Source organism: Acidovorax sp. LjRoot74, assembly GCF_964254355.1.
Classification (GTDB): domain Bacteria; phylum Pseudomonadota; class Gammaproteobacteria; order Burkholderiales; family Burkholderiaceae_C; genus Acidovorax.
The window spans coordinates 4,355,701-4,376,605 of sequence record NZ_CAXUTI020000001.1; the positions used below are offsets into that span (position 1 = coordinate 4,355,701).

The 20,905-nt window shown below is 66.6% G+C and carries 17 protein-coding genes; 10 read left to right on the forward strand and 7 right to left on the reverse strand.

What is annotated here, in order from left to right:
- Positions 1 to 97: 97 nt before the first annotated feature.
- Complete coding sequence (locus tag ACSQ3O_RS20780; protein ID WP_436140324.1) at positions 98 to 673, reverse strand: FlgO family outer membrane protein; 576 nt, start codon at positions 671 to 673, stop codon at positions 98 to 100.
- Complete coding sequence (locus tag ACSQ3O_RS20785; RefSeq protein WP_249367849.1) at positions 670 to 1,404, reverse strand: hypothetical protein; 735 nt, start codon at positions 1,402 to 1,404, stop codon at positions 670 to 672. The genes ACSQ3O_RS20780 and ACSQ3O_RS20785 overlap by 4 nt, the downstream gene beginning before the upstream one ends.
- A 139-nt stretch (positions 1,405 to 1,543) precedes the next feature.
- Here ACSQ3O_RS20785 and ACSQ3O_RS20790 point away from each other — a divergent pair, with 139 nt between their 5' ends.
- Together ACSQ3O_RS20790 and ACSQ3O_RS20795 are read left to right on the forward strand one after the other, a co-directional pair.
- The gene (locus ACSQ3O_RS20790; protein WP_436140325.1) at positions 1,544 to 2,803 is read left to right on the forward strand and encodes a spherulation-specific family 4 protein; all 1,260 of its coding nucleotides are present in this window, start codon (positions 1,544 to 1,546) and stop codon (positions 2,801 to 2,803) included.
- 69 nt (positions 2,804 to 2,872) lie between these two features.
- Positions 2,873 to 4,138, forward strand: a complete 1,266-nt coding sequence (locus ACSQ3O_RS20795) for an AI-2E family transporter (RefSeq protein ID WP_436140326.1) — start codon at positions 2,873 to 2,875, stop codon at positions 4,136 to 4,138.
- On the opposite strand, the gene ACSQ3O_RS20800 is transcribed toward ACSQ3O_RS20795, so the two are convergent.
- Entirely contained in the window at positions 4,107 to 6,227 is a 2,121-nt protein-coding gene (locus ACSQ3O_RS20800; protein WP_436140327.1) for an EAL domain-containing protein, read from the reverse strand. The two genes, ACSQ3O_RS20795 and ACSQ3O_RS20800, sit on opposite strands and share 32 nt — an antisense overlap.
- A gap of 186 nt (positions 6,228 to 6,413) precedes the next feature.
- On the reverse strand, positions 6,414 to 9,203 hold the full coding sequence (gene ppc, locus ACSQ3O_RS20805; RefSeq protein WP_436140328.1) for a phosphoenolpyruvate carboxylase: 2,790 nt from the start codon (positions 9,201 to 9,203) through the stop codon (positions 6,414 to 6,416).
- Between the two features lie 131 nt (positions 9,204 to 9,334).
- Here ppc and hemC point away from each other — a divergent pair, with 131 nt between their 5' ends.
- The 7 genes from hemC to ACSQ3O_RS20840 all read left to right on the forward strand — a co-directional run bounded on the left by hemC (position 9,335) and on the right by ACSQ3O_RS20840 (position 15,916).
- A complete protein-coding gene (gene hemC, locus ACSQ3O_RS20810; protein ID WP_436140329.1) occupies positions 9,335 to 10,276 on the forward strand; it encodes a hydroxymethylbilane synthase in 942 nt (313 codons plus the stop codon).
- Positions 10,277 to 10,281: 5 nt separating this feature from the next.
- Entirely contained in the window at positions 10,282 to 11,088 is an 807-nt protein-coding gene (locus ACSQ3O_RS20815) for a uroporphyrinogen-III synthase (RefSeq protein WP_436140330.1), read from the forward strand.
- Positions 11,085 to 12,221, forward strand: a complete 1,137-nt coding sequence (locus tag ACSQ3O_RS20820; RefSeq protein WP_171012098.1) for a uroporphyrinogen-III C-methyltransferase — start codon at positions 11,085 to 11,087, stop codon at positions 12,219 to 12,221. The genes ACSQ3O_RS20815 and ACSQ3O_RS20820 overlap by 4 nt, the downstream gene beginning before the upstream one ends.
- A 12-nt stretch (positions 12,222 to 12,233) precedes the next feature.
- On the forward strand, positions 12,234 to 13,511 hold the full coding sequence (locus ACSQ3O_RS20825; RefSeq protein ID WP_137745282.1) for a heme biosynthesis protein HemY: 1,278 nt from the start codon (positions 12,234 to 12,236) through the stop codon (positions 13,509 to 13,511).
- Positions 13,512 to 13,896: 385 nt separating this feature from the next.
- Entirely contained in the window at positions 13,897 to 14,466 is a 570-nt protein-coding gene (locus ACSQ3O_RS20830) for a cytochrome b (protein ID WP_436140331.1), read from the forward strand.
- Positions 14,467 to 14,665: 199 nt separating this feature from the next.
- On the forward strand, positions 14,666 to 15,241 hold the full coding sequence (locus ACSQ3O_RS20835) for a YceI family protein (protein WP_436140332.1): 576 nt from the start codon (positions 14,666 to 14,668) through the stop codon (positions 15,239 to 15,241).
- Positions 15,242 to 15,337: 96 nt separating this feature from the next.
- Positions 15,338 to 15,916, forward strand: coding sequence for a YceI family protein (locus ACSQ3O_RS20840; RefSeq protein ID WP_137745285.1), 579 nt, complete (start codon positions 15,338 to 15,340; stop codon positions 15,914 to 15,916).
- Positions 15,917 to 16,039: 123 nt separating this feature from the next.
- Here the strand turns inward: ACSQ3O_RS20840 and ACSQ3O_RS20845 are convergent, their stop codons facing one another.
- Together ACSQ3O_RS20845 and ACSQ3O_RS20850 are read right to left on the reverse strand one after the other, a co-directional pair.
- Positions 16,040 to 17,641, reverse strand: coding sequence for an ABC-F family ATP-binding cassette domain-containing protein (locus tag ACSQ3O_RS20845; RefSeq protein WP_436140333.1), 1,602 nt, complete (start codon positions 17,639 to 17,641; stop codon positions 16,040 to 16,042).
- Positions 17,638 to 17,766, reverse strand: a complete 129-nt coding sequence (locus ACSQ3O_RS20850) for a hypothetical protein (protein WP_436140334.1) — start codon at positions 17,764 to 17,766, stop codon at positions 17,638 to 17,640. Before ACSQ3O_RS20850 ends, ACSQ3O_RS20845 begins: the two co-directional genes overlap by 4 nt.
- Before the next feature lie 248 nt (positions 17,767 to 18,014).
- On the opposite strand from ACSQ3O_RS20850, the gene ACSQ3O_RS20855 reads away from it, so the two are divergent.
- Positions 18,015 to 18,638, forward strand: coding sequence for a VOC family protein (locus ACSQ3O_RS20855; RefSeq protein WP_137745286.1), 624 nt, complete (start codon positions 18,015 to 18,017; stop codon positions 18,636 to 18,638).
- Between the two features lie 158 nt (positions 18,639 to 18,796).
- Here the strand turns inward: ACSQ3O_RS20855 and ACSQ3O_RS20860 are convergent, their stop codons facing one another.
- A complete protein-coding gene (locus tag ACSQ3O_RS20860) occupies positions 18,797 to 20,674 on the reverse strand; it encodes a M48 family metalloprotease (protein ID WP_436140335.1) in 1,878 nt (625 codons plus the stop codon).
- Positions 20,675 to 20,905 lie beyond the last annotated feature (231 nt).

Here is a 20,905-nt window from a genome sequence, read left to right on the forward strand (position 1 = left end):
ACGGACCGACCAGCCACCTTGGGTGGCTGGTTTTCTTTTTGGTCACAGCATTTCGTCTTTACCGCCTGGCCACATACACGCGGCAATGGACCGTTCCTCAACGGCCAGCCAGCAAAGTCCGCACGTTTTCGTCCACCGGCACCGCGTAGTTATGGGCAGCAACCACCTGGTTACCCACCGGATTCACCATCTTGAGGCTGATGTACAGCATCGACGCCGATACCGCGTATGTGCCCACCACCACGGCCTGGGCATTCTGGGCCTGACTGACCTCCCGCGCCTCGCGGGAAAGCAGCAACTCCCCTTGGTCGCGGTTCAGCACGAGGCTCTCGCGCAGCTTCACCTCCGTCACGCGAAGACCTCTTTGCACCATGCGCCCGGCAATCTGTTCTGAAAAAATGCGCCCCAGGCGGGAAGACTCATTCAGCCGATCCACGCTGACCAAGGTTGCCATCAGCACCGGCTGATGGGGGTCCAGCCTCGCGTTCTGCAGCAACGCATCGGTGGCCTGGTCATTGACCTCGATCAGGTCGGAGCGGGCCCCACCGCCGGAACGGTCACCGTAGTAGTAGGCACTGACCGGATTGCTGACGCAGGCAGGAAGACTGCAAGCCGCAAAAAAAATGGCCGGCCACCACCAGGCCCTGCGCACCAGAGGATGCTGCATCTTCATGGCGCCACCACCCGCCAGGTCTTGACCGGAGTGGGCGGCGGAGCAACTGGCGGCAGCTCGGGAAGGTAGAGCACGGCATCGGCTCGTTCGATGTAGTACATGTCTGCCGACCCTGCCAGGTAGCGGTCCTGACTTTTGAGTGCAGTGGTAATGAGCACTTCTGTGCGTGTGGGGCCTCCCGCCGCAGCGCCTTGCGTATACAACTGCGCCATATCCAGGGCCACACCGGCTCCCACACCCAGTGCAGTCGCCACACCCGGGAGCAGCGTGCGGTCTGCGTAGTGCACCTTCCAGTCGCGCCAGACACCCACACCCGTGCCCAGCAGCGTCCCGCCGATGGGAACAGGCAAGTTGCGGGGAACCGCCGACTCGTGCTGGACCAGCTGGGTTTGCACCTCCAGCTCTACGGCGGTTGGCACGGTCGAAACAGCCACCCCCCGATTGAGCAAATGCACCTTCAAGAGCTTGAGAAAACCGAGATTGAAGCTGGAGTTGTCCGCCACCGTGACGTGAATGGGGTACTCGCCTTGTGGCCAGGACGCAATTTTGTCTGCCACACGTGCCGCCACGTCGCCGGCCAGCACATCCCAATGGTGCACGGCACGCGCCTTTTTCTGGCCGGTGGCAGGATAGTTGTCAGCACGCGGAACGTCCAGGGTGCCACAGCCTGACAGCAGCACCGCAGCCAGCACGACCGCGAGGCTCGGAATGCGGAGGAAGGGGGATGACATGGAACCCATGGTAGCGGTACAGGCCCGCCACGATCGGCACAACAACACGGCTTTTCCGGCCCAAAGCCCCGCTTTCAGCGCTTGGAAGCACCACGGCATGCGTTCACAATAGCTCCACAAAACGAACCTCCTGAACACCATGCGCACCATGAACACGACAAACCGCCTCGCATCCCTGCTGGCATTGACCGCTGCTCTGACGGGCTGCGGAGGTGCCTCGGACAAGGCCAGCACACCTGCCCCATCGCCCGCCCCAACACCGGCACCGGCACCCGTGCCAACGGCGCCGATCGGCGTGGGTTTTGTACAACCCGGCAACAACGTGCTCGAACCCAACGTGTCAGAGCCCCTGTCGGTCAACGTTACCGTCAATGGCAGCCAGGCTCCCAACGGCACCACCACGACATTCACGGTCAGCCCTGCGAGTGCAGCCACCCTGGCCCCTGTGGCTCCGACGACGGTGGGCGGCGTTGCCAGTACGACACTGACGGTGAGCAGCCTGCCACCCACTGCCACCTTCCAGACCACAGTAACAGCCGTCAGCAGTTCCAATACGGCCACGGACAGCCTCACCTACTACGTGCGCCCCGCGCACAAACCATTGCAGGTGCTGGTGCCCGCCTATTTCAGTGCCACCGGCACCACGTCGCCCTGGGTCACCCTCACCGGCGGCGCGACGAGCTACCCCGACGTCAAAATCACAGCCATCGCCAACCCCAGCAGCGGGGTGCTGACGGCGGACACCAAGGAAGACACAGACCTCACCAAGGCCATCAAGGCATTCCAGGCGGTTGCAGGCACCAGCAACCGGGTGATTGGCTACGTCGCCACCACGTCAACCAGCAGCGGTGCGCTGTCGGTTGCCGACATCAAGGCCACCATCACCAACTACATCCGGCTCTACCCCGGCCTGTTTGATGGGTTCTTCCTGGACGGCATGGCCACCGACAGCTCCCGGGTAGCGCACTACCAGGAGGTCTACACCCATGTGAAGGGGCTGACCACGGGCCTGACCACCGGCGCAACACCGCCCTCCGCCCCCGTCGTGATCGGCAACACAGGCACCTACCCAGTCGCGGCCTATGCAGGCGTCGCGGACACACTGGTGACCTATGCGGGCAATGCGGCGGCCTACACGAACATTGACCCTCAGCCGGGCAACACCTGGGTCTATGCCAAGGACAACAGTGCGCAGGCGATGCTGGTGCACACAGCAAGCACCTGCACCGACATGCAAACGGCCGTGAAGAATGCCAATCGCCCGCGCATGAATACCGGTCTGGTCTATGCCACCAATCTGGCCATCGGAGCGCCCTGGTCCGCGCTGCCCACCTACTGGCAGCAGATGCTGGGCACCGTGGATGCACTCAACAAACAGCGCACTTTGCCTTTGTGCTGATGGCGGTAGGGACAGTCGCCTCGGAGCGGCGGCAAGCAACAGGCACAAAAGCCTGTTTACGATGGGCACATGACGACCGATTCCACCACCGCCGCACCATCGCAAGACACCCACCTCATTGCAGATGAGGGAGCGGGCCCGCCCGCAATCAGCGCTTCGCCCCGCGAAGGGCCAGAGGCCGTCCCCGAAGCGGCCACGCCAGCGGCCCCGAGCATCGAGGCGCCGCCCACATCACCCCTGACCCTCCACATGCCCGTGGACGTGCGCAACCTCTCGCTTGCGCTGCTGGCGCTTTTTGCGAGTGTGGCGCTGCTGCACTGGGCCAGTGCGGTATTCATCCCCATCATGCTGAGCCTGCTGCTCACCACAGCGCTTCGGCCTGCAGTGGACGTCCTGCACCGCTGGTACATCCCGCGCTGGCTGGGGGCGGGCATGCTGCTAGTCGCCATGGTTGCCGGGCTGGCCAGCGCCGCGTGGTCGCTCAGCGACGGCGCAGCGCAGCTGGTGGACTCGCTGCCCGTGGCGACCAAGAAGGTGCGCGACAACCTCAAGGCCCGCGCGGGCGGGAGCAGCCCGCTGGACACCATGCAGAAGGCCGCCACGCAGATCGAACAGGCAGCCAATGAAAACAGCGCCACGGCCACACCGCGCCGGGGCGTACAGCGGGTCATCGTCGAGCGCCCTCCCTTCAATATCCGCGACTACCTCTGGAGTGGCACCGTGGGCCTGATGTCCGCCCTGGGGCAGCTCATGGTGGTGGTGTTCCTGACCTTCTTTGCCCTGGCATCGGGCAACCTGCTGCGCGACAAACTGCTGCGTATCGCGGGCACCAGCCTGGAGCGGCGCAAGGTCACCGCCCATGTGCTCGAAGACATCACGCGGCAGATCCAGCGCTACCTGCTGCTGCAGGTGTTCACCAGCGTGCTGGTGGGCCTGGCCACGGGTCTGGCCTACTGGGCACTGGGCTTGCAGAACGCAGCAGTGTGGGGTGTGGCGGCCGGGGTGCTCAATCTGGCGCCCTATATCGGGTCGGCGCTGGTCACAGGGGCATCGGCGCTGGTGGCCTTCCTGCAGTTCGGCACGCTCGACATGGCCCTGGCCATTGGTGGTGCATCGCTCGTGATCCACACGATTGTCGGCAACCTGCTCACCCCCTGGCTCACCAGCCGCACCAGCAGCATGAGCCCCGTGGCCGTGTTCGTGAGCGTGCTGGCCTGGGGCTGGCTCTGGGGCCTGTGGGGGCTGCTGCTGGGCATCCCGGTGATGATGGCCGTGAAAGCGGTGTGCGACCGGGTGGAAGACCTCAAACCGGTGGGTGAACTGCTGGGACAGTAGGCGCCACCTGGCCCCTGGCCTGCTGCGCGCACTGCTGCACAAATGCGGGCAGGTCGTCAGCCGCCAGCGCGCGGCTGTAGTACCAGCCCTGCACGCTCAGGTCGATGGAGGCGGGCAGCACCTGCAACTGCCCATCGGTCTCCACGCCCTCGACCACAATGCCCAGCCCCAGGCTCTGGCAAAAGTGCAGCAAGCCTTCCAGCACGCGGGCGCCCTGTGGCTCGGCGCTCGTCACCACAAAGCTGCGGTCGATCTTGATGGTGTCTACCGCAAACGCATGCAGATAGCTCAGGGATGAATACCCCGTGCCAAAGTCGTCGATGGACACCTTGGCACCCACGGCATGCAGCCGCGCGATGGCGTCGCGCATCTGCGCCACATCGGCCGCCAGGGCGTCCTCCGTGATCTCGATGCTGATACAACCTGCCGCTGGCGCAATCAGCGCCACCAGGCGCTGGCAATGCACGGGCGACATCAGGGTGGGCCCTGTGACGTTGATGGAAATCGGTAGTTCAAACCCCGCATTGCGCCAGCGCCGGTACTGCCTCAGCGCTGCCGCAGCCACCCACAGGTCCACGTCCTTCATCAGCCCCGCCTCGGACAGCCAGACCAGGAAAGACCCTGGCGACTGGGTGCGCCCCTGCGAATCGCGGGCCCTCAGCAACGCCTCACACCCCACACACAGGCCCGTGCGTGGCGACACCTGCGGCTGGTACTCTAGGAAAAACTCATAGTCCCCCATGCGGCGCACCCGTGCTACCAGATCCTCCCTGCGGGCCTGGCCTTGCTGCGCCGCCACGATGGGGTCATGGGCATACAGGCTCCCCTCCTCCTGCAACCGCGTGAACGTGGTGTCCAGCCCCGGCAGATGCACGGTGGTGGCGTTGTGGCGCTCCAGCGCACGTACAGCCGGTGCATAGAGACAGGCCCCGAGCAGCACCAGGACCAGTTGCAAGGCCACGGCCGACCAGGCCCCCTGGGTGCTGACATAGGCATTGAACACCACGGGGGCGTTGAGGGGCAGGGGCACCGTGGCCATGGGCACCCAGCCCGCCTGTACGGCCGCCAACGCCAGGCAGGCGTTGACCGCAGGCACCAGGATGAAGGGAACGAGCAGGCGCGGATTCAGGATCAACGGGATGCCGAACAACAGCAGCTCATTCACGTTCAGCAGGGCCATGGGCAGGCTCGCCACTGCCAGCAAGCGCAGGCCGGGGCTGCGCGCGCGCCACAGCACGGCCACCACCAGCGACAAGGTGCCACCCGCGCCCCCGATGAAGGCAAACGCCCCCAACAGCCCCGCATTCAACGGGTGCTGGGGTACCTGGTCGGTCAGCAGCTCGATCGCGTTCCAGCCCACGGCCTGTTCCAGCAGCTGGAACAGGGGCTGCAGCGCGTGGTAGCCATGGATGCCGAAGAACCACAACAGCGAATTCATGCCGGTAAGCACCACGGCGTTGAAGTAGGAATGGTCGGGATCGACCATGTCCATGGGCAAACTCCAGTGCGCCAGGCCCGACCATTGCTGCAACAGCGCCAACACCGCCGCCAGCAGCGCGGCGGTGAGGATGCCGGGCACCACCATGTTCACGGCGTCCTCGACGTTGTCGCTGACCAGCGCCCCCCGCGACACCTGCAGCCAGCGCACCCGCATCAAACGGGCCATCAGCGGCACATTGATGAGAGGGGACGCAATCGCGATGAACAGCACCAGCGTGGCAGCGGCACGCGGCTGCCCGCTGAGCTGGTACGACGCCAGCGCCACATACACAAAACACAGAAAAGCCACCGGCAGCCGTGGCAACTGGTGTCGAATGGCCAGCATGTAGCCAATCGAAGCGGCGATCAGCAGGGGCAGGATGCGGCTGATCTCGCCATGCAACCCTGCGAGCATGTCGCCTACCGCGGGCGGCAGACCCACCACGCGCGCCAGCACAGACAGCACCAAAAACACCGCCGACACCATGAGGCAGGGCAGCACCCACAACAGCCCTTCGCGGATGGCGCGCATGGAGTCAGCGCGCGCCACAGCCTCCAGCCGTTGCGACAGCAACACCCTCCAGGCAGCCAGATCAATGCCCAAAGCCATGCCTCCCGGCCCGTTGGCGGGCCACCACCATGACGACGCACGCAGGGCCAGCCACCACAGCGACAGCCCCGCGCCTACAGCCTGGGGCTCTGCTGCCAGCGCCCCGCCAGGGGCACTACCGCGCCCAGGCAAGCATGCTAGCGTGCGCGGGTGCTGGCGGCAAAACGGAGGACAAGACGGGCGGGGTCAGCCCGTGTTGCGCAGCCCCGCCGCAATCCCGTTGATGGAGATGTGGATACCCGTCTGCACCCGCTCGTCGCCCTGCCCCGCGCGCCAGCGGCGCACCAGCTCGACCTGCAGGTGGTGCAGCGGGTCGATGTACGGAAAGCGGTGCTTGATGGAGCGCGCCAGCGCCGTGTTGTGTGTCAGGCGCTGCTTGTCGCCCGTAATGCGCGTGAGCGCATCGGCCGTGCGCTGCCACTCGGCCTCGATGGCCGTGAAGACCTTCTTGCGCAGGCGCGCGTCGGTCACCAGCTCGCTGTAGCGCGAGGCCAGGGCCAGGTCGCTCTTGGCAAGCACCATGTCCATGTTGGACAGCAGGGTGCGGAAGAAGGGCCACTGGCGGTACATCTTCTGCAGCAGGGCCAGCTGGGCCTTGGGGTCCTTGCCTTCGGTGTTGATGAAGGCTTCCACCGCAGAGCCAAAACCAAACCAGCCGGGCAGCGTGAGGCGGCACTGGCCCCAGCTGAAGCCCCAAGGGATGGCGCGCAGGTCTTCGATCTTCTGGCTGGCCTTTCGGCTGGCGGGGCGGGAGCCAATGTTGAGTTCGGCGATCTCGCGGATGGGCGTGGAGTTGAAGAAGTAGTCGGTAAAGCCCGGGGTCTCGTACACCAGCGCGCGGTAGCTGCCCATGCTGGCCAGCGAAAGCTGCGCTGCAGCGTCCAAGAACGCCTTGGTCGCTGGCTTGGTGGGCTGCAGCAGGGTGGCTTCGAGCGTGGCGGCGACCAGCGTCTCCAGGTTGCGCCGGCCGATCTCGGGGTTGGCGTATTTGGAGGCGATGACTTCGCCTTGCTCCGTCAGGCGGATCTGGCCGCGCACGGTGCCGGGGGGCTGGGCAAGGATGGCCTGGTAGCTGGGGCCACCGCCCCGGCCCACCGTGCCGCCCCGGCCGTGGAACATGCGGAGCTGGATGCCATGGCTGGTCGCGAGTTCGTCAAAAAGTTCGACGAGAGCGATTTCGGCGCGGTACAGCTCCCAGTTGCTGGTGAAGATGCCGCCATCCTTGTTGCTGTCGCTATAGCCCAGCATGATGTCCTGTTCGCCACCGCTGCGCTGTACCAGCGCAGCCACACCGGGCAGTGCATAGAACTCGCGCATGATGGGCGCGGCGTTGCGCAGGTCTTCGATGGTCTCGAACAGCGGCACCACGATGAGGTGGTTGCGCGACTCGGCATCCAGCGTGCCGTTCATCAGCCCCACTTCCTTTTGCAGCAGCAGCACTTCGAGCAAGTCGCTCACCGTTTCGGTATGGCTGATGATGTAGTGGCGGATGGCCTCATGGCCAAAACGCTCGCGCATCACACGGGCGGTCTCGAAAATAGCCAGTTCGCCCTGCGTGTGGGCGGAATACTCGGCGCCCACCACGCGCAATGGGCGGGCGTCATTGAGCAGCTTGATCAGCAGCGCCCGCTTGGCGGCTTCCTGCAGGCCCGCATAGTTCGGTTCGATGCGCGCCTTGGCCAGCAGCTCGGCCACCACGTCTTCGTGTTTGTCGGAGCTTTGACGCAGGTCTACTGTGGCCAGGTGAAAGCCAAACACCTGAACGGCGCGGATCAGGGGGTGCAGGCGCTCTTGCGCCAGGGCTTCGCCGTGGTGCGACTTCAACGATGCTTCGATCACCCGCAGGTCCGCCAGAAACTCCTCGGCACTGGCATACGCATTCTGTGGTGCCACGGCATGGCGCGCTGCTTCGCCGCCGGTCAGGTCTTTCAGCGAAGCGGCCAGGCGCGCATAGATGCCGGTGAGCGCGCGACGGTAAGGCTCGTCCACGCGGTGTTCGTTGGTGTCGGGCGAACGCTGGGCCAAGGCCTCCATCTCGGCTGACACCTGCACCAGGCGGGCGGACAGCGACAGCTCGCCGCCCAGGTAGTGCACCTCGGTCAGGTAGTGGCGCAGGGCGACCTCGGCTTGGCGGCCCAGGGCGTATTGCAGCGTCTGCGCCGTCACATTGGGGTTGCCATCGCGGTCGCCGCCAATCCACTGGCCCATGCGCAGAAAGCTGTGCACGGGGTATTGGCCCAGTTCGCTTTCCAGATCGGCATAGATCTTGGGAATCTCGCGCAGGAAGGTGGCTTCGTAATAAGAGAGCGCGTTCTCGATCTCGTCAGCCACGGTGAGCTTGCTGTAGCGCAACAGGCGCGTCTGCCACAGCTGGGCCACGCGGGCGCGCAGCTGGGCTTCGTTGGCGGCCAGCTCGCGCGGGGTGAGCGCGTCCTTGGCGCTGTTGTAGAGCTGGGCGCGCACCTGGATGTCGTCGCGTGTGGCCAGCAACTGGGCGATGTCGCGCTCGGCGTCCAGAATGCTCTTGCGCTGCACTTCGGTGGGGTGGGCGGTGAGCACGGGGGCCACGTAGCTGCCGGCGAGGGTCTGCGAGATGGTCTTGGGTGCAATGCCGGCCCAGCGCAGGCGCGAGAGGGCAACCTCAATGCTGCCCTCCTGGGTGTCGCCCGCACGTTCGTGCACGGCGCGGCGGCGGATGTGGTGGCGGTCTTCGGCCAGGTTGGCCAGGTGGCTGAAGTAGGTGAAGGCGCGGATCACGCTCACCGTCTGGTCGCCCGACAGGGACTTGAGCAGCTTCTTGAGCGCACGGTCGGCCTCCTGGTCCGCATCGCGGCGGAAGGCCACGGAGAGTTTGCGCACCTGCTCGACCAGCTCATACGCGGCCACGCCCTCCTGGTCCCGGATCACATCGCCCAGAATGCGGCCGAGCAGGCGGATGTCGTCGATCAGGGGCTGGTCCTTGTCGGATCGTTTCATGGTGCGTGAGTCTCCGGAGGTGGGTGGTGGCCGGGAGCCGCCTGCCCCCGTGTCCCCCGGGGCGCACCAGCCCCAGTGCGGGCGCATGCTAGCATCGCCCGCCCCTGAAAGATTACAAACAGGTTACGAACTTGAGCCTCCAGAACGCCCCTCTTTCCATCGTGATCGCCACGCGCGAGAGCCGCCTGGCGCTGTGGCAGGCCGAGCATGTACAGGCCCTTTTGCGCGCGCAGGGCCACCAGGTGGAGCTGCTGGGCATGACCACCAAGGGCGACCAGATCCTCGACCGGTCGCTGTCCAAGGTGGGCGGCAAGGGCCTGTTTGTGAAAGAGCTGGAAGTGGCTCTGGAAGAAGGCCGTGCGCACATTGCCGTGCATTCGCTCAAGGACGTGCCCATGGAGCTGCCCGAGGGTTTTGCGCTGGCCTGCGTGATGGAGCGCGAAGACCCGCGCGATGCCTTTGTCTCGCCCAACTACGCGAACATTGACGCCCTGCCCCAGGGCGCGGTGGTGGGCACATCGAGCCTGCGCCGCCAGGTGCTGCTGCAGGCCCTGCGGCCTGACCTGAAGATCGAGCCCTTGCGCGGCAACCTGGACACGCGCCTGCGCAAGCTGGACGAAGGCCAGTACGACGCCATCGTGCTGGCAGCCGCAGGCCTCAAGCGCCTGGGGCTGGAAAGCCGCATCCGCGCCACCTTTGCCCCCACCGCCATGCTGCCCGCCGCCGGCCAGGGCGCCCTGGGCATCGAAGTGCGCAGCGACCGGCAAGACCTGATCGCTGCGCTGGCACCGCTGGCACACCAGCCCACCTGGCTCACCGTGGCCGCCGAGCGCGCCGTGAGCCGCGCGATGGGCGGCAGCTGCTCCATGCCGCTGGCCGCGCACGGCACATTCACGGGTGGCGTGCTGCAGCTTGATGCAGCCTGGGGCGATGTGGATGCACAGGCCCCTCTGGTGCGCGCCGCGGCCAGCGCCCCCGTCACCACGCTGGCGCAGGCCGAAGCGCTGGGCGACGCGATTGCGCAGCGCCTGCGCGCCGGTGGTGCGCGGGGTGTGGACCCGGCACACGCCTGAGCCCCATGCCCCGGGTGATCGTCACGCGGCCGGCCCGCGAGGCTGCGCACTGGGTCGGGCTGCTGGCCGCACATGGCGTCCCGGCCGTGGCCCTGCCGCTGATTGACATTGGCCCCTGCCCCGACGCGGCGGCGCAGCAGGCGCTGGCCCAGGCCCACGCCCGGCTGGCGCAGTACCGGGCGCTGATGTTTGTCAGCGGCAACGCCGTAGTCCATTTTTTTGAGCAAAAAGCGGCCTCTCCGCTCAACAGGCATACCTTTATAGCTATCAAAACTAGAGCATGGGCACCTGGCCCTGGCACGGCACGTGCGCTGGAGCAGGCCGGGGTGCCGCCAGACCGCATTGACGGCCCGGCGCCCGACGCCCCGCAGTTCGACTCGGAAGCGCTGTGGCAGCAGGTGGCCGGGCAAATCCGGCCCGGCGACCGGGTGCTCATCGTGCGCGGGCGCTCTGGCGGCGCGCACGACACCGCCCAGGGCAGCGGGCGCGACTGGCTGGCCCGGCAGATCGAGGCCGCAGGCGGTCAGGTGGACTTTGTGGTGGCCTACCAACGCGGTGCCCCCCGGCTGACCCCGGCCGAGGTGGCGCTGGCGCAACAGGCGGCGCAGGACGGATCGGTCTGGCTGCTGAGCAGCTCCGAAGCCGTGGCACACCTGTCAGAGGCCCTGCCCGGCCAGCGCTGGGGCGCGGCGCGTGCGCTGGCCACCCACCCGCGCATTGCCGAAGCGGCGCGTGCGGCGGGCTTTGGCACCGTGGGGGAATGCCGTCCGGCGCTGGAAGACGTGGTGGCCTCGATAGAATCGGCCGCATGAGTTCTGCGCCGCCCAACGACCTGCCTCCAGCCCCCACCGCCGCCCCTGTGGCCGCACCCGTGGGCGCGCCTGCGGCAGGCCCTGCAGCAGCGACACCCGCTGCAGGCGGCCCCACGCCAGGCCGGGGGAGCGCCGTCACCCTGCTGCTGGGCGCCGTGGCCGCAGCCGCGCTGGTCAGCAGCGGCATGCTGTGGCAAAAGCTCAGCGCCATCCAGGAACAGCTCGCCCGGCAGTCCGCCGACTCGGGTGCGCAGGCCATCGAGGCCCGCACCATGGCCCGCCAGGCCGAAGAGCTGGTGCGCGAGACGGCCGCCCGCCTGTCGGTGGCCGAAGCCCGAGTGAGCGAAGTGGCGCTGCAGCGCAGCCAGCTCGAAGAACTGATGCAAAGCCTGTCGCGTTCGCGCGACGAAAACCTGGTGGTGGACATCGAATCCGCCATCCGCCTCGCTCAACAACAAGCCCAGCTCACCGGCAGCCTGGAGCCGCTGGTGGCCGCCCTCAAGAGCGCCAACCAGCGCATCGAACGTGCCGCCCAGCCGCGCCTGGCGCCCGTGCAGCGCGCCATTGGCCGCGACCTGGACCGCCTGACCCGTGCCACCGTGACCGACACCGCCGGCCTGCTGGGCCGCCTGGACGACCTGGTGCGCCAGGTGGACGAGCTGCCCGTGCTCAACGCCGTGGCCCAGGCCGCGTCCACCAAGCGCCTGTCCACCGGCCCCGCCGCCCCGGGCAGTGCCCCCGCCCCCACCGAGGGCCTGGCTTGGTGGCAGGCAGCCCTGCAACGCAGCTGGGAGGTGGTGCGCGACGAGGCCCGGGGCCTGGTGCGCGTGAGCCGCATCGACCAGCCCGAGGCCATCCTGCTGGCGCCCGAACAAACCTTTTTCCTGCGCGAAAACCTCAAGCTCAAGCTGCTCAACGCGCGCCTGGCCGTGCTGGCACGCCAGTTCGACTCGGCCCGCGCCGACCTGGGCGCTGCCACGGTGGCACTCAACAAATACTTCGACCCGGCCGCCCGGCGCACCCAGATCGCCGCCAACACGCTGCAAACCGCCCAGGCCAGCCTGAAGGCGGCCGAACAGCCCCGCCTGGACGAAACCCTGTCCGCGCTGGCCACTGCGGCAGCGGGCCGGTAAAGGGCGGTACGCATGCGCGCTGCACTCTGGCTCCTGGCGTTGTTTGGCGTGGCCGTGGCCACCGCCTTGTTTGCGGGCAACAACCAGGGCACCATCACCCTGTACTGGCCGCCGTACCGCATCGACCTGTCGCTCAACATGGTGTTGCTGCTGCTGGTGGGCGGGTTCGTCACCCTCTATGCGGCACTGCGCGCCCTGGCTGCGCTGCTCGAATTGCCCCACCAGGCCCGCCGCTGGCGCGTGCAGCAAAAGGAGCGTGCGATGCACGCCGCCTTGCTCGATGCGCTCACCCACATGCTCGGGGGCCGCTTCATCCGCTCTCGCAAGGCCGCCGTGGCGGCGCTGTCGCAGGAACACGCCCTGGAGGCCAGTGGCGAGGCCGTGCCCCACGGCAAACAATTGCGTGCCCTGGCCCACATGATTGCAGCCGAGGCATCGCATGCCCTGCAAGACCGCGCCACACGCGAAAGCCATTTGCAGGACGCCCTGCAGGAAGCCCCGATGCGTGGCACGGTGAACGAGCAGGAAATGCACGAAGGCGCCCAGATGCGCGCCGCCCGCTGGTCGCTCGACGATCGCGATGCCAGCGCCGCCCTGGAGCGCCTGGCCGCCCTGCCCCAGGGCGCAGCCCGCCGCACGCTGGCCCTGCGCATCAAGCTCAAGGCCACACGCCTGGACCGGCAGACCCAGGAAGCGCTGGACACCGCCCGCCTGCTGGGCAAACACCGCGCCTTCTCGCCCGCCGCAGCACAAAGCATCGTGCGGGGCCTGGCCACCGAACTCATCAACAGCGCCCACGACACCGCCCAGCTGCAGCAGATCTGGCTCTCGCTGGAACCCGCCGAGCGCAGCATGCCCGAGCTGGCCATCCACGCGGCGCAACGCCTGGCCGCGCTGGGCGGCGAAGCCACCCAGGTGCGCGCCTGGCTGCTGCCCGTGTGGGAACGCATGGTGGACCTGCCCGATGCCCTGGCAGATCACCACGCACTGAAGCTGGTGCGCGCACTCGAAGCCGGGCTCGACGAACTCGACGCCCCCTGGCTGGCCCGCATCGAATCGGCCCACCAGACCAACCCGCGCGACGCCCGCCTGCAGTACCTGGCAGGCATGGCCTGCCTCAAGCGCCAACTCTGGGGCAAGGCCCAGCAGCTGCTGACCCAGTCGGCCCAGCAACTGACCGACCCCCAGCTGCGCACCAGCGCCTGGCGCCGCCTGGCTGAACTGGCCGAGCAGCGCGGCGACGAAAGCGCCGCCGCCAATGCCTGGAAACAGGCTGCGCTGAACCGCTAAGAACCCGTTCTAAGCACCAATCCCCCTGGCCGCACTGCGCACCGGGGGCGGGCCCAATGCGGCCCAGTGGGTGGGCCAAACTCCGCCAGAGCGCACCTCTCCCACCCGCTCCACCATCGTCTACCCAAAGCGGCTCCCGCGCACGGCCTTGCGCCGCCGGGCCCGGCATGCCTTGGCGCACCTTCCCGCCCGCAAAAAAACCGCAAAGCATTGGGGAACTTTGATTGCTGGGGGCTCCTCAATTCATTTTTTTTGAAATGAAGCGTCAATCTGCCTGAAGCCTCGCCCGGCAGGCGCTTCCTACACTGCCTTCACGCCGACATGCCCGCATCCCCCGGGGCCTGCGGCGCACAGGTCTTCAGCCCTTTCACTGCACACGCTTTTGATGACTGCTTCTGCCACCACCACGGCCACCGCCTCGCGCCGCTACACACGCACCGCCATGCTGCTGCACTGGGTGCTGGGCCTCGCACTGATCGGCCTGTTTGGCGTCGGCATCTACATGACGGACCTGCCGTTTTCGCCGCAGCGGCTCAAGCTCTACAACTGGCACAAATGGGCGGGGGTTACCCTGCTGATGCTGTCGTTGCTGCGCCTGCTGTGGCGCGCCACGCACCGCCCGCCAGCCCTGCCATCGGCGATGGCCAAGGCCATGCCCGGCTGGCAGAAACTGGCCCACCATGGCACCCACGGGCTGCTGTACGCCCTGTTTTTTGCCGTGCCGCTGATTGGCTGGGCCTACAGCTCGGCCGCCGGGTTCCCCATCGTGTTCATGGGCCTGTGGCAGCTGCCCGACTTTGTGCCCGTGAGCAAGGAGCTGGCCGAGGCCATCAAGCCCTGGCACCAGATCACTGCCTTTGCCATGGCGGGCCTGGTGCTGCTGCATGTGGCCGCCGCCATCAAGCACCACCTTATCGACCGCGATGGCCTGCTCTCGCGCATGCTGCCCTGGTAAACGGGGCGCTCCCTGATCCACTCGCCTGCACCTCACGCCCCCTCTCCTCTGGACGGGGTATGCGCCCGGTGGCTCGGCCTAGCCGCTCTCACAGGCGCACAGGCCACGGCCTCACCAGTCTCCAACACTGCCAGCGGCGCGCAGCGCCATCGGTCACTCCTACGGCTTTCACTTTCTGTCTTTTGAACGGAGTTTGCGAATGAATCTGTCTTCTCCCCTGTCCCGCATCGTGCTCGGCGCCACCCTGGTGGTGGGCGCCCAGGCCGCCATGGCCCAGCAACAACTGGTGCCCGCCCAGAGCGAGGTGCAGTTCACCGCGCGCCAGATGGGCGTGCCGCTCGACGGCCATTTCAAGAAGTTCAGCGCCCAGGTGGCGTTTGACCCGGCCAAGCTGGCCAGCAGCAAAATCGCCCTCACGGTAGATACCGGCAGCGCCACGCTGGGCTCGCGCGAGACCGACGCGGAATTGCCCAAACCCACCTGGTTCAACGTGCCCAAGTTCCCGCAGGCGCAGTTCGAGTCCACCAGCATCAAGGCGCTGGGTGGCGGCAAGTTCGAAGTAGCGGGCAAGCTCACCATCAAGGGCACGCCACAGAACGTGACCGTGCCGGTCGCACTGACCCAAAGCGGCGCCACCACCACGGCCACCGGCACCCTGCCCATCAAGCGCCTGGCGTTCAAGATCGGTGAGAACGAGTGGGCCGACACCTCGATGGTGGCCGACGACGTGACCGTGAAGTTCAAGCTCGCACTGACCGGCGTAGGCAAGCTGTGACCGGTCTTTGACCGGTCTCTGGCTGCAGCGCCGCCTCTTTCGTCCTCCGTTTTCCCCTGGTTCGTTTCGTAGTTCCTCTTTTCAAGGAGTCTTTTCATGCGCAAGTCCCTGTTCTCCCTGCTCGCCGTGGCCGCTGCCACTGCAATGACCGCTGGCGCCGCCCAGGCCGCCAACTACGCCATCGACCCCACGCACACCTTTGTGACGTTCGAGATCGGTCACTTTGGCGCCACCACCAACCGCGCCCGCTTCGACAAGAAGCAAGGCACGGTCGAGTTTGATCGCGCCGCCAAGACCGGCAAGGTGGAGATCTCCATCGACACCACCTCGGTGAACTCGGGCACGCCTCCGTTTGACAAGCACCTGCAAAGCGCCGACCTGTTCGACGCCGCCAAGCACCCCACGATCAAGTTCGTGTCCGACAAGTTCAGCTTCAACGGCGACAAGGTCAGCGAAGTGACCGGCCAGCTCACGCTGCTGGGCAAGACCGCGCCCGTGACCCTGAAGGCCACGCAGTTCAACTGCTACGACAGCCCGATGCTCAAGCGCGAAGTGTGCGGCGGCGACTTCGAGACCACCATCGACCGCACCCAGTGGGGCATGAACTACGGCGTGGAATGGGGCTTCCCCAAGAACGTGCGCCTGGTGGTGCAGATCGAAGCCGTGAAGCAGTAAACAACATCCGCAGGCGCACACGCTGCTCGTCCGAACAGGCGACGGCGGCGCGACCGGCCGACAGGCCACCCCTGCATTCATGCAACGGGTGGCTCTTTTTTGAACGCGCAACGGTCAGCCGGATCAGAAGGCATCCAGCGTGCCATCCAGGTCCCAGCCTTGTGCCTGCCAGGCCCAAACCCCATCCAGCTGAAGCGTGCGCAGGAAAGCGAAGTCGTGCGACACCACGACCAATGCGCCCGTGAAGGCTCGCAACGCGGACTGCAAGGCTTCGATGGCGTCCACATCCAGATGGTTGGTCGGTTCGTCCAGCAGCAACATCTGCGCAGGCTCGCCCGACCACAGGGCGCAAGCGAGCGCAGCCTTGATGCGCTCCCCGCCGCTGAGCACGCCCGCAGGCCGCTGCACTTTGTCCGCACCCAAGCCCAGCTGGGCCAGGTGCGTGCGCAGCGCCGCTTCGGACAGGGGCGTGCCGAGCGCCTGCAGGCGCGCCAGCACACCGAGCTGGGGTGGAAGCAGGTCGGCGTTGTGCTGGTCCAGCCAGGCGGCCCGCACACCCCGCAACACCCGCCCCGCAGTGGCCAACGCGGGGTTGGCAATGGTGCGCAGCAGGCTGCTTTTGCCGCAGCCGTTGGGCCCGGTGATGGCAATGCGGATGGGCCCGCTCCAGACTCCATGAAGCGGAGGAAAGCCGGGCGGCGCATGCGGCACATGCACCTGCTCGAACGCCAGCACCTGCTTGCCCGCAGGCACGGCGCTTTGGGGCAGCACCAGAGCCGTGGCGCCCCCCGCAGGAACACGCTGAGCGGCCTCGCGCACCGCGTCGTTCAGCCGCTGGCGCTCCTGCTGCTGCCGCTCGTGCTCCCGGCCCGCATGGGCCTGTGCATTGTTCTTCTTGCGGTCCAGCAGAACGGACGCCTGGTTGGCCGTGCGACCGGCCTCGCGCCCCCGAGCGGCGCGGCTCTGCTGAGCATCGTGCTCGCGCTGCAGCGCCCGCAGGCCACGCTCGCGCTCTGTTCGCGCATGGTCCAGCGCGGCCTGGGCAGCAGCAGCCTCGGCCTGGCGCTGTGCCTGGTACACGGACCAGTTTCCGCCGTAGCGCTGCAGCCCCGCCGCAGACAACGCAACGATGTGGTGAGCCATGCCCAGCAATTCACGGTCGTGGCTGGCCACCAGCACGGCACCTGGCCACTGAGCCAGGGCCTCCATCAACCAGCGCCTGCCAAGGCGGTCCAGGTGGTTGGTCGGCTCGTCCAGCACCAGCAGATCGGCGCCCGACAGAAATGCCCCTGCCAGCGCCACGCGCATGCGCTCGCCGCCGCTGAGCCGTTGCGCTGCATGACCCTGGGGCAGGTGGCCCAACCCCAGCGCAACCAGCGCCTGCTGCCAACGCAACGGCACATCCCACCGTCCGTCGGCAAGCACCAGGTCATCGGGCGTTCCCAGTCCCGCCTCCAGCCGCGCCAAGGCCCCCAGAACCGGCCCCAGGCCCGCGATGTCGGCCACCGTGGCCGAGGGCGCTGCATTCACTTCCTGCGCCACGGCGTGCAGGGCCGGGTGGCCCCGCACCGCCCCGCTCGCGGGGATCAGCGTGCGCTGCGCAAGTCGCAAGAAAACACTTTTGCCGCTGCCATTGGCGCCCACCAGACCGGTCATCCCCGGCCCCACAGCCATGTTCAGCGGCTGCGCCCACAGCGCATCACCGCTGGACAGGTTCCAGGTCACATCGTGGAACTGGAGAACGGACGGGCCCGCAACGGGCGCAGCGCCGCAGAGAGCAGGCCCTGAAAGCCGGGAAGAATGAAAAGGAAAGGCAGCCGCCGAAGCGACAGCAGCGCTGCGGCTGCCATGGGCGCGGTCGCCCCAGGATGAAGGTTTCGCCATGCAAAGCACTCCAGACAAGACATACAACCGCCTGACCTGGCACAGGGCAAGCAGGAAGGAAAGGCTTGGGGGGCTTACAGGCGCATCGGACGAATACCTCAGGGCAAAGAAGGACGAGTGCGGAATGTACCGCAATCACGCCCTCATGAAAATTAACTTAACGTAAATCAATTACGAATAGTAGAATCCCAGAACCGATTTGAGGAGACTCCGCATGAACGCTGTCCTGAAGAAGCCCGACCTGGCCACCCTGCCCGCGCCTGCCGCCATCCAGCAGCTGCACCACTACGCCTACAAGGCCCGTGATGCCGAGGAAACACGCCAGTTCTACGAAGACATCCTGGGCCTGCCGCTGTACCACATCATCCAGAGCGACTACGTGCCCAGCACGGGCGAATACTGCCCCTACACGCATTTCTTCTTCCGCCTCAAGGATGGCTCGTTCATTGCCTTCTTCGACCTGGGCGACGACGTGAAGGCCGAGCCTTCGCCCAACACACCGCTGTGGGTCAACCACATCGCCTTCCGCGTGGACACGGTGCAGGAGCTGGAGAACACCAAGAAGCGCCTGGAAGCCCACGGCATCGAGGTGCTGGGCGTGACGGACCACCACATCTTCCACAGCATCTATTTCTTTGACCCCAACGGCATCCGGCTGGAGCTGTCGGCCCAACTGGCCAACGAGGAGCAGATGGCCAAGGACAGCACCGTGGCCCACGCACGCCTGGCCGAATGGACGGCCCGCAAGGAACAGTGGCGCAAGGAGCGCGCCGAAGGCAAGGTGGCCGAGCCGCTCAAGCCACAGCAGAACGACCGGCCGGAATTCGTCAAGGCCTGATCCGCTCTTGCCGCTGCCACGCCCCGCCTGCCAGCGCAGGATGGGCCGTGGCGCGGGCGGAAAATAGAAGCAAAAATGGCCGCTACCGCGCGACCATCAAGCGTCAATAGCTATATATTTGATAGCAATCCAGCCTCAACAGCTTTGGCCGGTAGCGGTCACCCCTTGTGCGGCGGCTCTTGGTGTTGCTGCTGCTGGGCCCGCATGATCTGGTGGCGCTGCCAGTAGGCACCCACCACGGCGTTGAAGCGATCTTTTTCCTTGGTGAGGCCCGACAGCTTGACCTTGCTGGTCTTGGCGCCCAGGCCCAGGGCATTCTTCTCGGGGTGGGTCACGAGCAGCGTGTTGCCAAAGCTGCTTTCCTTGAATTCCAGCGCCTTGACGGCGTCCCAGAACACAGTGGTCTCATCGGCCGAGGTGCGGATGCCGTCGATGCTGACCTCCACCGTGTTCTCCCCCTTGAGCGCGAACACCACGGGCGGAAAGTAGCGCAGCACCAGCTCGCGCTCTTCGTCGGTGGCGGGCTCGTAGCGGTAGGCCAGGCTGCGTTCGTGGTCCTGCGCAAACTGCTGTTCGTAGTCGCTCCACAGACGCTGCTCAATCGCGTCGGCCGTCAGAATCTCCTGCACCCAGGTGGTGGCGGGCACGCGCACGGCGATGGCGCCATAGTCCCGCTCCTTCAGCGCCATGCCCACGTTGCGCAAGCGCTCGGGCATGGCGGGGTGCGAGTCGAAGGGGTGCGGCACGTTGGCCGTCTTCATCGCTTCCAGAAAATCGTCGGACGCCGCATACGGCGCCAGCCCCTGGGCCACAAAACGCGCAATGCCCAGCGTGGCACCGTCCTGCTGCTCATTGCGGCCAAACAGCTCGTCCTCGATCCTGGCGCGGTACTGCGCGTAGGCCGCAATCTTGACCAGCGATTGCGCAATCGCGGCGGGTGAGATGAGCTTCGCGGCAATGCGGTCGGCCTTGAACTCGCGCTCGCGGCTGTCGCGCGCCAGGGCAAACTCGAAGATGGTGCGGAACAGGTCCAGCACCGGCGACACCACGGCCGACAACCCGCCCGTGCGGATCGCGTGGCGGTAATGGTCAAACTGCACCAGCTTCGGACCCAGCCGGGCGCTGCTCTGGGTGTCGCCGCCGCGCAGGTGGGCCAGTTCGTGGCCAAACACGGCGTCGGCCTCGGCCTGGTCGAGGATGCGCAACAGCGGCAGGCTGACAAACAGGGTGCGGCCTGTCAGTGTCTGGTTGCCCACCGTGAGCGGCGCCTCGGTCACGAAAAAGTTGGCGTCGATGCCCGCCACGATGTGCTGCGGCGGATCGGTCTTGAGGCGCCGCGCCATGTGGCGGATGCGCTTCCACAGCAGCGGCGCATCGTCCTCGGACACCAGCTCGCCCACGGCGCGGCTTTGGGACTGCACGCGCTTGAAGATGCCCGCCACCGCCACCAGCACGCCCGCCAGCACCGCAAACCCCACAAACAGCACCAGCTTGGGCGAATACTTGTGAAAGAAGAACGCCGTAACCCAGAACGACAACCACACCGCCATCGCCCCCTGCACCACCAGCGCGGCAGCACTGGCCCAGGTGGTCAGGCGCCAGCCCGCCACAAAGCTGGTGTACTGCAGCGTGCGGTCGGCAAAGGCCAGCGCGCCCAGGCCCAGCACCACCACCAGCAGCACAAAGCTGGCCACCAGGGTCCAGAACGACACCTTGTGCGCCATGTGGAACTGCCACACGTCGGAAAACCGCTCACACAGCGCCTCGCGGTACTCCTGAGCCTCGGCAGAGCTGTTGTCGCAAATGGCGGACGGCGGATTGCTGCGGAAGTAGTCCTTGCGCGCCTGCTTCTCGGCGAGCGGCATGGCTTTTTCAGCGTCGATGCGCTGGCTCATGCCCGCCACAAAATCCGCGTCCTGGTCGCGCTGTGCGTAGACGCTGAACCCCAAGGTCAACGCCGGGATCAGAAAAAGCGCCAGCAGCGCATAGACAAAGACCTTGGCAAGGCCCGCGCGGAGTGCGGAAGAAAGATGCATGGGTGGGACCGATTGGTTATATGTTTTTGATCCGGGCGGATGGGTGGAGCTACGCCTCCCTCTCCGAAGGCCCTCTTGCTCCACCGGGCGGGATTATCAAGACGCCACGGCGGGCCGGTCGAGCGACAAGGTAACAATTGGCGAGAAATGCCCGACAGGCGGAACGCCCCTGGGGTGAAGACGGGATGCAGGAGGGATGCAGGCGGGACCGGGACGAGCGAAAAACGCCAC